Genomic DNA, 13,810 nt, shown 5'->3' with positions numbered 1-13,810 from the left:
TCAGTCGATTTTATCCGGTCCCAGCGTCGCCACCGTCTTCAGCGCGCCATCCAGCATGTCGCCCTTCTCGTCCTTCAGCGCCATCTCGCGCAGGCGGCGGATCCAGTCGGCGGCATCCGTGCGGCCCTTGACCAGGTCGAGCGCCGACAGCACCCGGTCGAATTTCGACTGTGCCCGGACATGAGTGTCGCTGTAGCCCTTGATCAGCCGGCGGCAGTTGAGGATCTCGACGGCCAGTGCGTAATCCTGGGGCACATGGTCGAGAGCCAGCGCGTACCAGCGATCGAGGTGCGCGATCTCGACTTTGTGGCGCAGCAGACTACGGCGCCAGCGGCGCAGGCCGCCGATGAACCACAGAGCGGCAAAGCCGGCAAAACTGTCGGTGCGGATGCGGCGGCCATGGTTGATGCGGCGATCAAGAAAGGCGGCGAGCTTCGGCCGGTCCTCGATGTAGCTGCCCAGACCCGCCGGCAGCGTGCCGCAGAACTCCTCGATGCGCGGGTGGAAATACTCGGTCACCTGCAGGATCGAGCCGTCCTTGACGCCGACCTCGCGGCGCACGCGTTTGCCGCGCGTCGAGCGCGTCTTGAGATCGGCGACGCGGATCATATCGTCGTAGCATAGCGCGTTGGCCAGATGCTTGGCGGCAGCGATCGACAGGCCATAGCCGCGATCCGGCCCGTCCAACGCGACGGCCTCGTCCAGCCGGTCGAGATACTCGCGCCCGTAGGCGATGTCCTGATAGTCGACGACCTTTCTCAAGCCCCGAAGCGCCATGTCGCGTACGGCCACCGGCAACAGGCCGATGCGGGCAGCCAAGGTCTGCCAGCCCTGCAGCAGGTTTTGCGGGCCACTCACCTGTCCTGTGCCCAGTGCAGATTCGACTATCGCGGGCTCTGCCGGCTTCGGCGCCGGTGCCGCCGTGCCGCGCGCGCGGTCAAACGCAGCGCCGAAGGCAGCGAGGCTGGCCTTGACGCCCCGGCCGCCGGCACCGATCGCCTGTTCGTAGCTCTCGCGGGTGAAGGGCAGCGCATCGGACCCCGCCAGCGCGCCAAGCAGGCTGGCCGAGATCATCGAACCATTGTCGGCGGCGATCTTTTCCATGTCGAAAGCGATGAAGCGCTTCGATGCGGCTTCCGCCGTCGCATGCACCTTGGAGGACGAAGCCCGGCCATCGCCTGGTTCGATTTTTTCCGACACGGCGGCGATGCGGTGCGAGGAGGCGATCAGCGTCGTGCGGTCGGGCGTGACGAAGCCGCGAATGATGGCACGGCCGGCTTCCATCAATTCGGCGGCAATCAGGATGTCGACGTCGCCCTGCGACGGCGACAGCGCGAAGACCGGCAGCCGGCCGGTGTCGCGGGCCATCTCCACATAGTAAATGGTGGCGCCGGTACGCTGGGCGACGCCGGCGACCGAGGTCGATTGCGCGACATAGCCGTTGCGCTCGGCGACATCGGTGATCCAGTCGGCGAGCACGCCCCCGCCCTGGCCGCCGACCGCCAGCACGGCGAGCTTGATGACGCGCTCGCTATCCTGAGCGCCGGCGCGGGCGCGAAGTGGGGGGACGGCGTCAAGCATCGGCGAAAGTCAGGCGCCGGCTTTCGCGGTGGCGCTGCAACAGGCTGATGGTGGCACGGCGCGCGGCTTCCAGGAAGCGATCCCAGCGGCTCGGATTGTGCACGACGTCGGCGCGGTAGAACGATGGGCACAGCACCGCCGCATCGGCGACCTCGCCGCAATTGCCGCAGCCGACGCAGCTCTGGTCGATATGCGCGACCGGATCGTCGCGCAGCGGATCGTCGAGCGACTTCACCGACAGCGAGGGACAGCCGGACAGCCGCATGCAGGCATGGTCGCCGGTGCAGATGTCCTCATCGACGCCGAACTTCGGTTTCACCACACGCTCGCCACCCTTGATCGCCTTGTCGACCAATGGCTTTTCGCGGCGCTGCCGGTTGAGCATGCATTCGGACGAGGCGACAATGACCTTCGGCCCTTTCTCTTCCGTCGTCAGCGCCTCACGCAGCGTGTCCTGCATCTTGGTCACATCATAGGTGCGGTCGACATGGCGCAGCCATTTGACGCCCATGCCTTTCACCGCCTCGGTGATCGGATGCTTGGTCGACTTGGTCTTGTTGCCGGCGCGAGACGAGAGAATGTCCTGCCCGCCGGTGGCGGCCGAATAGAAATTGTCGACGATGACGATGACCCCGTCATTCTTGTTGAACACCGCGTTGCCAATCGAGGAGGTCAGGCCGTTGTGCCAGAAGCCGCCATCGCCGACGAAGGAGATGGAGCGGCGCTTGGCATCCGGCGAATTGAACGCCGAGGCCGAGGCCGGCCCCAGCCCGTAGCCCATGGTGGTGGCGCCGAGTTCGAAGGGCGGCATGATCGAGAAGAGGTGGCAACCGATGTCGGAGGCGATGTGATGCTTGCCGAGTTCCTGCTCGACCAGTTTTGTCGCGGCAAAGATCGGCCGTTCCGGGCAGCCGATGCAGAAGCCCGGCGGACGGCCCGGCACGACATTGATCAGGTCAGCGGTGTCGACGCCGTCGCCGACCTTGTTGGGGGCACGCACTTCGCCAGGCAGCAGATGCGGCGCCTCGGCGCGCAGGAAGGCGCCGATGCCGTCCAGCATGACCTGGCCGGTATATTCGCCGGCCATCGGCAGATGTTCCTTGCCGACCAGCCTGGTGCCGCGACCGGCCTTGTGCAGCATCGAAGCGAAGGCCTGCTCGATATAGTTGGGCTGGCCCTCCTCGACGACCAGCACCGACTGCTTGCCCTCGCAGAACGACAGGAACTCGTCATCGATCAGCGGATAGACGGCGTTGAGCACATAGAGCGGCACATCGGTGTCGCCATAAATGTCGGCGAGGCCGAGCCGCTGCAGCGCGCGGATGACCGAATTGTACATGCCGCCCTGCATGACGATGCCGACCGAGCCATGATCCGAGCCGAAGAATTCGTTGATCTTGTTCTTGCGGATGAAATCGACCGCCGCCGGCCAGCGCTTCTGCACCTTCTCCTTCTCATGCAGGAAGGAAGCAGGCGGCAAAACGATGCGGCCGGTGTCGCGGCGCGGTGCGTCTAGCGCATCGGCGACCGTCATAGGCGGCCGCTTGTTGTCCTTGGCGATGAAATGGCCGTGGACGTGGCAGCAACGGATACGCACCTGCAGCATGACCGGCGTGTTGGAAATCTCGGACAGTTCGAAACCATCCTCCACCGCCTTGACGATCGACGGCAGGTTGGGGCGCGGGTCGAGCAGCCAGACCTGGCTTTTCATGGCGAAGGCATGGCTGCGTTCCTGCATGATCGAGGAGCCCTCGCCATAATCCTCGCCGACGATGATCAGCGCGCCGCCGGTGACGCCGCCGGAGGCGAGGTTGGCCAACGCGTCGGAGGCGACATTGGTGCCGACCGTCGACTTGAAGGTCGCCGCACCGCGGATCGGGTAATGCACCGAGGCGGCCAGCATGGCGGTGGCGGTGGCTTCGGAAGCGCTGGCTTCGAAGTGCACGCCGAGTTCGCCCAGAATGTCCTGTGCGTCGGCCAGCACGTCCATCAGGTGACTGATCGGAGCGCCCTGATAGCCGCCGACATAGCCGACGCCGCATTGCAGCAGCGCCTTGGTGATGGCGAGGATGCCTTCGCCGGCAAATTCCTCGCCGGCACCCAGCCGAAGCTTTTCGACTTCCTTGGCAAAAGACCGTTCGGCCATTTTTTCTCCTTCCGTTACCGCCCGGGATCGGCGGCGCGTAGGTTTAGATGTCGTGCTTGCGAATGTTCTTGAGCATCTTCAAAAGCGTGGCGATGAGCGCTGCGTATTCGGCGTCGTCGATATCGTCGAACATCGCCTCGAACGCGTCATGCATGGCCGGCCAGGCGCGGGTGAACTCGGCGCGGCCCTCATCGGTCAGGAACACATGGCGGATGCGGCTGTCTGTGACGCCCTGCTCACGCCGCACGAGGCCTTGGCCCTCCAGCGAGTCGAGCGTCCGGCTCAAGGTCGACTGCTCGATGACCGTATAGACCGAGAGGTCGTTGACGGTGATGCCGTCGGTGACCGACAGCACGGCCAGCGTGCGCACCTGCGGAATGGTCAGGCCCTGCTTGCGGAAATCGTCGCGCAAGGTGGCGTTATAGCGGCCCATGATGCGGTTCATCAGATAGGGCGCGAATTGCTGCAGGCCGATCTGCCCCAGGGTCGAAATGCGCTGGCGCTTTTCCGCGAGCTTCTGTTCCATCACAGCCTCCCCGCCAGGAGGAAGCCGGAGCCGCCGCCAAGGCCCGCGCCCGGATGGGTCGAGGCGCCGATATGGTAGAGGTTCTTGATGCCGGTCTGGTGGTTGCGGCTGGTCTTGAACGGCCGCCACAGGAATGACTGGTCGAGGGTCGACGAACCGCCATAGGGGTCGCCGCCGACCAGATTGATGTTCATCGCTTCAAGATCGGCCGGCGAATAGGCACGGCGTGCGATGATGCTGTCCTTGAAGCCGTCGATGTGGCCGGCGAGGATGGCCTCGGCGCGATCGGCATAGGCTTCCCGCAAAGCGTCGGTCCATTGCCCGTCCGCCGGTGCCTGCAGCTTGCCGGCGGCGTCGCCCTTGATGTGCCGAGGTGCCTCGGGCAATTGCAGCCACAGGATCGCCTTGCCTTCAGGACAGCGCGACGGGTCGAGCGCATGCGGCTGGCCGACACAGATGGTCGGCACTTCCGGCAGCATGCCACGCGCCGCCTCGTTGCAGGCTTTCGAGACGCCATCCAGTCCCGGCGTCAGGTGCAGCAGCGCCACCTTGTCCAGGCCTTCGCCGCGCCATGCGGGCGGTTTGTCCAAGGCGTAGTGGATCTGGAAATTGCCTTTGCCGTAGCGGTACTTTTGCGTCGCCTCGACATCGGCTTTGGGTGCATCCGCGCCAAGCAGCCTGCCGTAGAGCTGCGTTGGCGTGACCGAGCAGATGACGCCCTTGTTGGCCGTGATTGTCTCGCCCGAGGCCAGCCGCACGCCAGTTGCCCGGCCATTGCTTTGAACGATCGAAGCGACATCGGCGCCGGTGCGGATGTCGCCGCCGCGTTCCCGGATCAAAGCCTCGAAGGCCGCCAGCAGGTTTTTTGCCCCGCCCTTGACGATCGGCGCGCCCGCCGCCTCAAGCGCGAAGGCGATGACCTTGGCGATCTGGCCGGAGAAAGCATCCTCCGGGCCGAGCCCGGCATGCAGTACCCAGGGTGCCCACAGTGCACGGATGGTTTCGGACTGGTAGGTGCTTTCGAGCCAGCCGCGCGCCGGCACCAGTGCCTCGCCGAGAAAGGCGGCAAGACCGCGCGGGCCGCGCCGCCAGCCATCGCCGGCCAGCAGCTTGGCGGTCGGATAGGACCACAGGCTGCCGCCGAGCAAGCCGAACAGCAGGCCGGCATTGCGCTCGATGCCGCCGACATCATCCGCGTGCCGGTCACCGTCGCCTGCCGCGATTGCATTGAGGGCGGCGACGTTGGCGGCACGGTCGGTGCTGAGCACGGCATGGCTGCCATCCGGCCGGAGCACGCCGGTCGGCGTGCCCGTGTGGCAGAACTCCAGCCCGTGCCGTGCAAGGTCGGCGCCCAGCGCCGCAAAGGCCGGCGAGGTGATGAACAGCACGAAGGTCGTCGCCATCACATCATGGATGAAGCCGGGCGCGGTGATCTCCTCGGTGCGCATGCAACCGCCAATGCGGTCGTTGCGCTCCAGGACGAGCACACGCGCCCCTTTGCCGCCGAGCATCGCCGCGCAGACCAGCGCGTTGATGCCGCTGCCGACGATGATGTGATCCGGCTGGGTCACGGCAAACGCTTTCGCTTAGCCCTTCGACACCAGCGCCAGCGCGCGGATCGGGCTGCCGGTGCCGTGTTCGATCTTCAGCGGCGCCGCGATCAGGATAGCGCCCTTCGGCGGCAGCTGGTCGAGGTTGCAGAGGCTGGCAAGACCGTAGCGGTTGGCCTTGTGCATCAGCGTGTGCGCCGGGAATGGCGGTTCCATGCCACCGGCCTTGCCGGCGTCGGTTCCGATCGTCTCCGAGCCCCAGCCCTTGATGTCCTTGCTGATCAGGAACTGGATGGCTTCGGCCGTCGGGCCGGGCGTGTGCGGGCCGGTCTCGTTGGCGTTGAGGAACTCGGCTTCCGAGCCGTTGCGCTTGTACCAGTCGGTGCGCATCACCACCCATTCGCCGGCATTGATCGCGCCATGCTCGGCTTCCCATGCCTTGATGTGGTCGACGGTGAGCAGGAAATCGGGGTCGGCGGCGGCTTCCTTCGAACAGTCGATGACATTGACCGGGCCGACGAAATTCTGCGCCGGAATGGTGTCGGTGGCACCGTCCGGATAATCCTTGCCGCTGATCCAGTGCTGCGGCGCATCGAAATGCGTGCCGGAATGCTCGCCGAGCTTCAGCCAGTTCCAGGCCCACCACGGGCCGTTCTTGTCGTAACGGGAGATGTTGTGGATCTCGACCTTCGGCGTGTCGACGGCGAGTTCCGGCGGCAGCTTGATCAATGGCGTGTCCGGCCCGAGCGGCGCCGACAGGTCGACCACCTTGATGGCGCCTGAAAGAAGCTGGCCGGCGACTTCGCCGAGGAGTTTTTGGGTGTCCATGGTCTGAAGTTCCCTCTTTCGTGTGATGATCAAGGCTCGTCTGGCCCTTAATATCCTACTAGACGAAAACATATGCATCTGCAATTATCTTTAAGCATAAAGGAAATGGGGGACGAGGCGTGAGCGAGTTCGACGCCATCTTTGTCGGGGCCGGCCACAACAGTCTGGCATGCGCCGCGCATTTGGCGCTCAAAGGCTGGAAAACCGGGATTTTCGAGCGCAGTGCAGCGATCGGCGGGGCCGTCCAGACGCGCGAATTCACCCTTCTAGGCTTCCGCCACGATTTCGGCGCGATGAATCTGAGCCTCTTCGCCGGCTCGGCCTTCCACCGGAAATATGCAAATGAATTGAAAGCGCAGGGGCTGGAGTTCGCCCCGGTCGCCGACTGTTTCGCCAGCGCATTCCCCGACGGACGGTGGTTCGGCGTCAGCAACGATCTGGAAAAGACCGCCGCGCGCATCGCCGCCTTCTCCGCCGCCGACGCCCAGACATGGCGCAGGCTGGTTGCCGCCTTCCCGGCTGAGGCCGAACACCTGTTCCGGCTGCTGGGATCGCCGATGAGCGCCAGCGCGCTTGTCGGCACGGCGTGGAACCTGTGGCGCAAGAAGGGCATGTCTGGGGCGCTCGATACGGGCCGCCTACTGTTGTCCTCGCCCCGCGCCTGGCTGGAGGAGAATTTCGAGTCGCCGCATATCAGGGCAACGCTGGCCACCTGGGGCATGCATCTCGATTTCGCGCCGGACATCGCCGGCGGCGCTGTATTCCCCTATCTGGAATCGATGGCCAACCAGAGTTTCGGCATGGTGCTGGGCAAAGGCGGCGCCGACACCATCATTAAGGCGCTGTCGGGCATGGTCACCTCAGCCGGCGGCAAGATCGCCACCGATGCCGAAGTGGCCGAGATCACCATTTCCGCCGGCAAGGCGACTGGCGTGCGGCTCGCTTCGGGCGAGACGCATACCGCCGCCAAAGCGGTCATTGCCGGCGTCGCGCCGACGGCGCTGACCAGCAGATTGCTGCCCAATGGTTCGGGTGACGCCGGTTTCGACACGGCGATGCAAAAATTCCGCCACGCACCAGGCACGATGATGATCCATCTGGCGCTCGAGGAATTGCCGGACTGGCGTGCCGGAGCGGAGCTTCGGCAGTTCGCCTATGTGCATCTGTCGCCGTCGCTCGACGCCATGTCGCGCACCTATCAGCAGGCGATGGCAGGCATGCTGCCGGACGAGCCGGTGCTGGTCGTCGGCCAGCCGACGGCGATCGACCCGTCGCGGGCGCCTCAGGGAAAGCATGTGCTGTGGGTGCAGGTGCGCATGCTGCCCGCCGAAATCCTGGGCGATGCCGCCGGCAAGATCGCGCCGGCGCATTGGGACAAGGTCAAGGAGGTCTACGCCGACCGCGTCCTCGACATCATCGAGACCTACGCGCCCGGCCTGCGAAACCAGATTCTCGGCCGGGCCGTGTTCTCACCCATCGATCTCGAGCGCGAGAATCCGAACCTCGTCGGTGGCGACCAGGTCTGCGGCAGCCATCATCTGGCGCAGAACTTTTTGTTCCGGCCGGCGCGTGGCTATGCCGGATGGAACACGCCGGTGGCCAATCTGCACCTCACCGGGGCCGCGACATGGCCGGGCGCCGGCACCGGTGCGGCGTCAGGCTTCATGCTCGCACAACAGCTTGGCGGGAGGTAGGAGCCGAGGATTTCCTTGAGGCTGCGAGGGGCAAGGCGCTGCTGCCCGAGAAGCCTGAACCAATGACCTGAAGACGCCGCGCAGAAACAAAACCAACAAGGGGAATGACCATGACAATCAACAGACGTGAATTGCTGGGATACGGCGCCGCGGCACTCGGGGTGGCCGCCATCGGCCTGCCGCCGATCGCTAAGGCGGCTGCCGGCGAACTGACCATCGCCTACAATGTCAACCTGCCGTCCTGGGATCCGACCACTGGACCTTCGGCCGTCAACCCGACCATCCAGGGTCTCTACCAATCGGTATTCGACCAGTTCATCCCGCAGAAGCCCGATTTGTCCTTCGCGCCGGGCCTGCTCTCCGAATGGGGCTGGAACGACGACCGCACCAAGATCATGATGACGGTGCGCGAAGGCGTGACCTGGCATGACGGCTCGCCGTTCACGGCCGAGGACGTCGTCTGGTCGCTGCAGCGGGCGGGTGACGAAAAGACCGGCAACCCGATCCAGTTCGTCTGGAAGAACGTCAACAACTTCAAGATCGACGGCAACAAGATCACCGGCGACGTCGTGCAGTTCGACCCGGTGTATTTCAAATGGATGTCGTTCCTGACCGGCTACATCCTGCCGAAGACCTATTACGAGAAGGTCGGCGCCGAAGGCTTCGAGAAGGCGCCGATCGGCACCGGGCCCTATATGGTCGAAAAATTCGAGCGCAACGCCTTCCTGCGGCTCAAGGCCAACCCGAACTATTGGGGCGGCAAGCCGGCCTTCGAAAATGTGACGATCAAGTTCGTGGCCGACGCGGCAAGCCGCGTCGCGGAGATCGAATCCGGCTCCTCGCAGGTGACGCTGGAAATCCCCTATGAGGAATACGACCGGCTGATCGCCAAGGACGGGCTGGCAGGCTCGTGCAAGAACGTCTCCGACATCGGCATGATCTTCTTCAACGACATCGAGGCAATGCTGGACAAGAACGTCCGCCAGGCCGCCGTGATGGCCGTCGACAAGAAGCTGCTGGTCGATCGCCTGCTGCGCGGCTACGGCCAGCCGATCGATACGCTGGAAACGCCGGAATACGCATCCTACGACGCGTCGATCAAGGTCGAGCACAATCCGGAAAAGGCCAAGGAATTGCTGGCCGCTTCCGGCTATTCGCCGGAAAAGCCGGTCAAGTTCACCATCCAGACGACCAAGGGCTTCAAGCCCAAGGACTATGAGATGATCCAGGCGATCGTCGGCATGTGGCGCAAGGTTGGCATCGAGGCGACGATCGAAGTCTACGAGATCGCCAAGCACTACGAACTGCGCGCCGCCGACAAGCTGGCGCCGGCGGCCTTCTACAATTGGGGTAATGCTATCGGCGATCCGACCACCTCGACCGGCTTTGCCATGTACGGCCCGAGCCCGCATTCGGTGTGGGACAGCCAGGATTTGATCGACATGATCAATCCGCTGTGGGGCGAAAAGGACGAGGCCAAGCGCATCGCCGGCTGGAAGGCGGTCGACAAATACATCGCCGAGCAGGCCTATGTGCTGCCGCTGATGCAGTATGCGCAGCCGATCGTGCATGCCAAGGGCGTCAAAGTGGTGCAGCATGTGTCCGGCGCGCTGCTGCCGGCTCTGATGACCCCGGCCTGACCAATATGGGAGGGCACGCTGCCGCGAGACGGCGTGTCTTCTTTAACGACGCAGGCCCCCTCATCCGGCCCTTCGGGCCACCTTCTCCCCGCTGGGGAGAAGAGACTGGCTCAGCCGTCAGCGACCCTTCTCCGCTCGGGGAGAAGGTGGCCGCGAAGCGGCCGGATGAGGGGCTGTTCGTTCCATCAATCACCGAAATGCATTAGGCCTACGCCAGAATGCTCCTGCAAAGATTCCTGATCCGTCTGCTGACGATGCTGATCACGCTGTTCGGCGTGGCCGTCGTCGTCTTTGTCGTGATCCGCGTCGCGCCCGGCGATCCGATTGCCATGATGCTGCCACCGGGCGCGACGGATGCCGACATCGCCCGGCTGCGCGCGCTCTATGGGCTCGACAAGACCATCGTCCAGCAATTCTTCATCTGGCTTTCCGGCGTGGCCACCGGCGATTTCGGCACTTCGATTTCGCTCAGGCAAGGCGTACTCGGCCTTGTCTTCAACCGGCTGCCGGCGACGCTGGAACTTGCCATTGTCGCGCTCATCATGGCGGTAACGCTCGGCGGCACGACGGCGATCATCGGCGCGCGCGAACGCGGCACGGCGGTCGAGGCCGGCATCGACATCGCCAGTGGTGCCGCGCTCTCCATTCCCGATTTCCTGTGGGGCCTGGTGCTGATCCTGCTGTTCGGCGTGCTGGTGCCGATCTTCGACATTTCCGGCCGGGTGTCGCCACAACTGGACCTGCCCTTCGTCACCCAGTTCTATCTGTTCGAGAGCCTGTTGCGCCTGCGCCTCGACCTCACCTGGGATCTCCTGAAGCACATGCTGATGCCGGCCGTGGCGCTGGCGCTGCCGCTGGCAGCAATCATCTCGCAGCTGCTGAAACAGTCGCTGAAGGAAGTTCTCGACCTCGACTATGTCGTGCTGGCGCGGGTGAAGGGGTTTTCGGAAACGCAGGTCATCCTGCGCGAAGCGCTGAAGAACGCCGCCCTGCCGACGCTGACGCTGGTCGGCGTGCAGTTCACCTTTCTCATCGGCGGCACGGTCATCGTCGAACGGCTGTTTTCCTATGAGGGCCTCGGCAATATGGCGATCGATGCCGTCATCAACCGCGATCTGCCGCTGATCCAGGGCATCGTGCTGGTCTTCGCGCTGCTGTTCGTGCTGATCAACCTCAGCGTCGACATGATGTACGCCCTGCTCAATCCGAGGCTACGCCATGGATGAGAGCCGTGCTCCAAGGCGTGGTATCTCTCCGCGTTTGTGGCTGGCCGGCGGCTGGCTGCTGCTGGCGCTTCTGGCGGCAATCTTCGCGCCGCTGGTCGCGCCGCAGGACCCGCTGGCGCAGGATTTGATGCTCGAAGGGCTACCGCCGTTCTGGATTGATGGCGCCGAGCCCGGCTACTGGCTCGGCACCGACAGCCTCGGCAGGGATCTGTTGTCCCGGCTGATCTTCGGCGGCCGCATCGCTTTCATCGTCGCTTTTGCCGCCGCGATCACCGCGTGTCTGGTCGGCTCGGCGCTGGGGCTGATATCAGGCTATTTCGGCGGTTGGGCCGATCGCATCATCTCGCGCATCGTCGATGTCTGGATGGCGTTTCCGCCGGTGCTGTTCGCCATATTGCTGGTGGCGGTGCTCGGCACGGGCTTAAGCTCCGTCATTCTCGCCATTGCCATCATCGACTGGACGCGCTTTTGCCGGGTGATCCGTGCCGAGACGATGGGCCAGTCGCGCATGGACTATGTCGAGAATGCGCGCATCGCCGGCTATGGCCGCATCGGCATCATGCTGCGCGAAGTGCTGCCCAATGTGGTGCCGTCGATCGTCGCATTGCTGTCGCTGGAAATGGGCATCGCCGTCATCGTCGAGGCGATCCTGTCCTTCGTCAATCTGTCGATCTCGACCGACGACCCGACCTGGGGCGGCATCATCGCCGAGGGCCGGCTGTCGATCCATCAGGCCTGGTGGGTGCTGGTGTTCCCGCTGATCACGCTGATCCTGACCGTGCTGTCGTTCAGCCAGTTCGGCGAGGCGCTGAAGACGCGTTTCGATCCGGTGCTGCGATGAGCGCCTGTCTCGACATCCGGGATTTGAGCGCGGTGCTGCCGAATGGCCAGCGCGTGCTGCGATCGGTGTCGCTTGCCGTCCAGCCCGGTGAAGTCCGCGCGCTGGTCGGCGAAAGCGGCGCCGGCAAGACGATGATCGGCAAGGCGGTGCTCGGCGTCCTGCCGTCGAGTGTGCGCATTGTCGAGGGCGACATGCTGCTCGAGGGCGAAGACCTCGGCAAATTGCAGCCCAAGGCGCGGCGCACGCTGATCGGTGCCCGCACGGCACTGATCCCGCAGGACCCGCTGACCGCTCTCAACCCGTCACGCCGCATCGGATCGCAGATGGCCGACCGGCTGGTGCGCATTCTCGGCTGGAGCGGCGAGAGGGCCGATACCCGCATCCGGCAATTGCTCGACGAGGTGCAGATCCGAGACCCCGACCGCGTGCTGAAAAGCTATCCGCATGAGCTTTCCGGCGGCATGCGCCAGCGCGTGCTGATCGCCGCCGCCTTCGCCGCGGAGCCCCGATTGATCGTCGCCGACGAGCCAACCACGGCGCTTGATGTGACCGTACAAAAACAGATCCTGCGGCTGATCGCGCAATTGCAGCGCGAGCACGGCACGGCGATCCTGTTCGTCACGCATGATCTCGGCGTCGTCGCCAAGATCAGCCAGAAGGTGTCGGTGCTCTATGCCGGCAAGGTGGTGGAGGAGGCCGAGACCGGAGCACTGTTTGCCGCGCCGCAGCACCCCTACACACGCGCGCTGATGGCGGCGACGCCACGCTACACCGATCCTTTCGCCTCGCTGAAGCCGGTGGACGAGGCGGTTCTGGCCGGGCTTGCTTCGGAGATCGCTGCCGCCGACCAAGCCTGGAGGCGGCCGCATGGTTGAACCGTTGTTCTCCGTGCGCGGGCTGAAGGTCGCGCTGCCCGACATGACGCGCAAGCCGCTGATCGGCCGCGCGCCATTGGCCGAAATCCTGAAGGGCCTGGACTTCGACCTGCCCAGGGGCTCGGTGACCGGCATCGTCGGCGAATCCGGATCGGGAAAATCAACGCTCGGCCGCGCTTTGGTGCGCCTGCTGGAACCCAGCGCAGGCAGCATCACTTTCGACGGCCGCGACATCACCCATCTGCCGGAAGCGGAGCTGCGGCAATTGCGCCGCAATCTGCAGATGATTTTTCAAGATCCGATGTCGTCGCTCAACCCGCGCCGCACCATTGCCAGCATCATCGCCGCGCCGCTGAAACAGAACGGCCTTGGCGACAATCTGAAGGCGCGAGTCGCCGAGGCGCTGCAGCGTGTCGGCCTGCCGCAAAGTTTCGCCAGCCGCTATCGGCACGAACTGTCGGGTGGCCAGCGCCAGCGCGTTGGCATTGCGCGGGCGCTGGCGCTGTCGCCGAAATTCGTGCTGGCCGACGAGATCGTCTCCGGGCTGGATGTGTCGACCCAGGCGCAGATCCTGACCCTGCTGGAGAAGCTGGCGGCGGAAATGGGGCTGACCGTCGCTTTCATCAGCCACGATCTGTCTGTTATTCGGCGGCTGTGCCGGCAAGTCATCGTCATGCGCGAAGGAGTGATCGTCGAAGCGAGCGCCACCGACGCCTTGTTCGACAAGCCGCAGCAGGCCTACACGCGCGATCTCATCGCGGCCATTCCGCTGCCCGAGATCGATGCGAGTTGGCTCGACATTCCTGCCGCCGCCAAGGCGCCGACATGAATGCATACGCACGCCGAAGAGCGGGCCTCGGACGTGCGACCACAAAGACCCAAGTCCCGTCAAATGGAGAGGAC

Annotated in this window: 11 protein-coding genes; 6 read left to right on the top strand and 5 right to left on the bottom strand. The window is 64.6% G+C overall.

Annotated elements, in window-relative coordinates; all coding sequences use genetic code 11:
* From NKH52_RS01505 to NKH52_RS01485, 5 genes are read right to left on the bottom strand one after another with little or no spacing between them, the layout of a single operon-like run.
* A complete protein-coding gene (locus NKH52_RS01505) occupies nt 1-1,581 on the bottom strand; it encodes an indolepyruvate oxidoreductase subunit beta family protein (protein ID WP_352729026.1) in 1,581 nt (526 codons plus the stop codon).
* Nucleotides 1,574-3,727 carry a thiamine pyrophosphate-dependent enzyme gene (locus tag NKH52_RS01500; RefSeq protein ID WP_352729028.1) on the bottom strand — a complete coding sequence of 718 codons (2,154 nt, stop codon included), beginning with the start codon at nt 3,725-3,727 and terminating at the stop codon, nt 1,574-1,576. The genes NKH52_RS01505 and NKH52_RS01500 overlap by 8 nt, the downstream gene beginning before the upstream one ends.
* Nucleotides 3,728-3,770: 43 nt before the next feature.
* Entirely contained in the window at nt 3,771-4,253 is a 483-nt protein-coding gene (locus NKH52_RS01495; protein ID WP_352729030.1) for a MarR family winged helix-turn-helix transcriptional regulator, read from the bottom strand.
* The gene (locus NKH52_RS01490; RefSeq protein WP_352729032.1) at nt 4,253-5,824 is read right to left on the bottom strand and encodes a phytoene desaturase family protein; all 1,572 of its coding nucleotides are present in this window, start codon (nt 5,822-5,824) and stop codon (nt 4,253-4,255) included. Before NKH52_RS01490 ends, NKH52_RS01495 begins: the two co-directional genes overlap by 1 nt.
* A gap of 15 nt (nt 5,825-5,839) precedes the next feature.
* On the bottom strand, nt 5,840-6,631 hold the full coding sequence (locus NKH52_RS01485; protein ID WP_127271588.1) for a cyclase family protein: 792 nt from the start codon (nt 6,629-6,631) through the stop codon (nt 5,840-5,842).
* Between the two features lie 119 nt (nt 6,632-6,750).
* On the opposite strand from NKH52_RS01485, the gene NKH52_RS01480 reads away from it, so the two are divergent.
* The 6 genes from NKH52_RS01480 (at nt 6,751) to NKH52_RS01455 (ending at nt 13,736) form a co-directional block, all read left to right on the top strand.
* Nucleotides 6,751-8,325 (top strand): phytoene desaturase family protein, encoded by a 1,575-nt coding sequence (locus NKH52_RS01480; RefSeq protein ID WP_352729034.1) that lies wholly within the window; start codon nt 6,751-6,753, stop codon nt 8,323-8,325.
* A gap of 110 nt (nt 8,326-8,435) precedes the next feature.
* Nucleotides 8,436-9,965, top strand: coding sequence for an ABC transporter substrate-binding protein (locus tag NKH52_RS01475; RefSeq protein ID WP_352729036.1), 1,530 nt, complete (start codon nt 8,436-8,438; stop codon nt 9,963-9,965).
* A gap of 218 nt (nt 9,966-10,183) precedes the next feature.
* Nucleotides 10,184-11,191, top strand: coding sequence for an ABC transporter permease (locus tag NKH52_RS01470; RefSeq protein WP_352729038.1), 1,008 nt, complete (start codon nt 10,184-10,186; stop codon nt 11,189-11,191).
* Entirely contained in the window at nt 11,184-12,032 is an 849-nt protein-coding gene (locus NKH52_RS01465) for an ABC transporter permease (RefSeq protein WP_352729040.1), read from the top strand. The genes NKH52_RS01470 and NKH52_RS01465 overlap by 8 nt, the downstream gene beginning before the upstream one ends.
* Nucleotides 12,029-12,907 (top strand): ABC transporter ATP-binding protein, encoded by an 879-nt coding sequence (locus tag NKH52_RS01460; RefSeq protein WP_352729042.1) that lies wholly within the window; start codon nt 12,029-12,031, stop codon nt 12,905-12,907. The genes NKH52_RS01465 and NKH52_RS01460 overlap by 4 nt, the downstream gene beginning before the upstream one ends.
* Nucleotides 12,900-13,736 carry an ATP-binding cassette domain-containing protein gene (locus NKH52_RS01455; protein ID WP_352729044.1) on the top strand — a complete coding sequence of 279 codons (837 nt, stop codon included), beginning with the start codon at nt 12,900-12,902 and terminating at the stop codon, nt 13,734-13,736. The genes NKH52_RS01460 and NKH52_RS01455 overlap by 8 nt, the downstream gene beginning before the upstream one ends.
* Nucleotides 13,737-13,810 lie beyond the last annotated feature (74 nt).

This window comes from Mesorhizobium sp. M1066, assembly GCF_040318635.1.
Classification (GTDB): domain Bacteria; phylum Pseudomonadota; class Alphaproteobacteria; order Rhizobiales; family Rhizobiaceae; genus Mesorhizobium.
This window is presented reverse-complemented; position numbering and strand designations above follow the sequence as displayed.

Bases quoted from the DNA above. Each gene is read 5' to 3' on its own strand.
- NKH52_RS01495 (WP_352729030.1), bottom strand. From the start codon at position 4,253: ATGGAACAGAAGCTCGCGGAAAAGCGCCAGCGCATTTCGACCCTGGGG.
- NKH52_RS01455 (WP_352729044.1), top strand. From the start codon at position 12,900: ATGGTTGAACCGTTGTTCTCCGTGCGCGGGCTGAAGGTCGCGCTGCCC.
- NKH52_RS01500 (WP_352729028.1), bottom strand. From the start codon at position 3,727: ATGGCCGAACGGTCTTTTGCCAAGGAAGTCGAAAAGCTTCGGCTGGGT.
- NKH52_RS01505 (WP_352729026.1), bottom strand. From the start codon at position 1,581: ATGCTTGACGCCGTCCCCCCACTTCGCGCCCGCGCCGGCGCTCAGGAT.
- NKH52_RS01485 (WP_127271588.1), bottom strand. From the start codon at position 6,631: ATGGACACCCAAAAACTCCTCGGCGAAGTCGCCGGCCAGCTTCTTTCA.
- NKH52_RS01465 (WP_352729040.1), top strand. From the start codon at position 11,184: ATGGATGAGAGCCGTGCTCCAAGGCGTGGTATCTCTCCGCGTTTGTGG.
- NKH52_RS01475 (WP_352729036.1), top strand. From the start codon at position 8,436: ATGACAATCAACAGACGTGAATTGCTGGGATACGGCGCCGCGGCACTC.
- NKH52_RS01460 (WP_352729042.1), top strand. From the start codon at position 12,029: ATGAGCGCCTGTCTCGACATCCGGGATTTGAGCGCGGTGCTGCCGAAT.
- NKH52_RS01470 (WP_352729038.1), top strand. From the start codon at position 10,184: ATGCTCCTGCAAAGATTCCTGATCCGTCTGCTGACGATGCTGATCACG.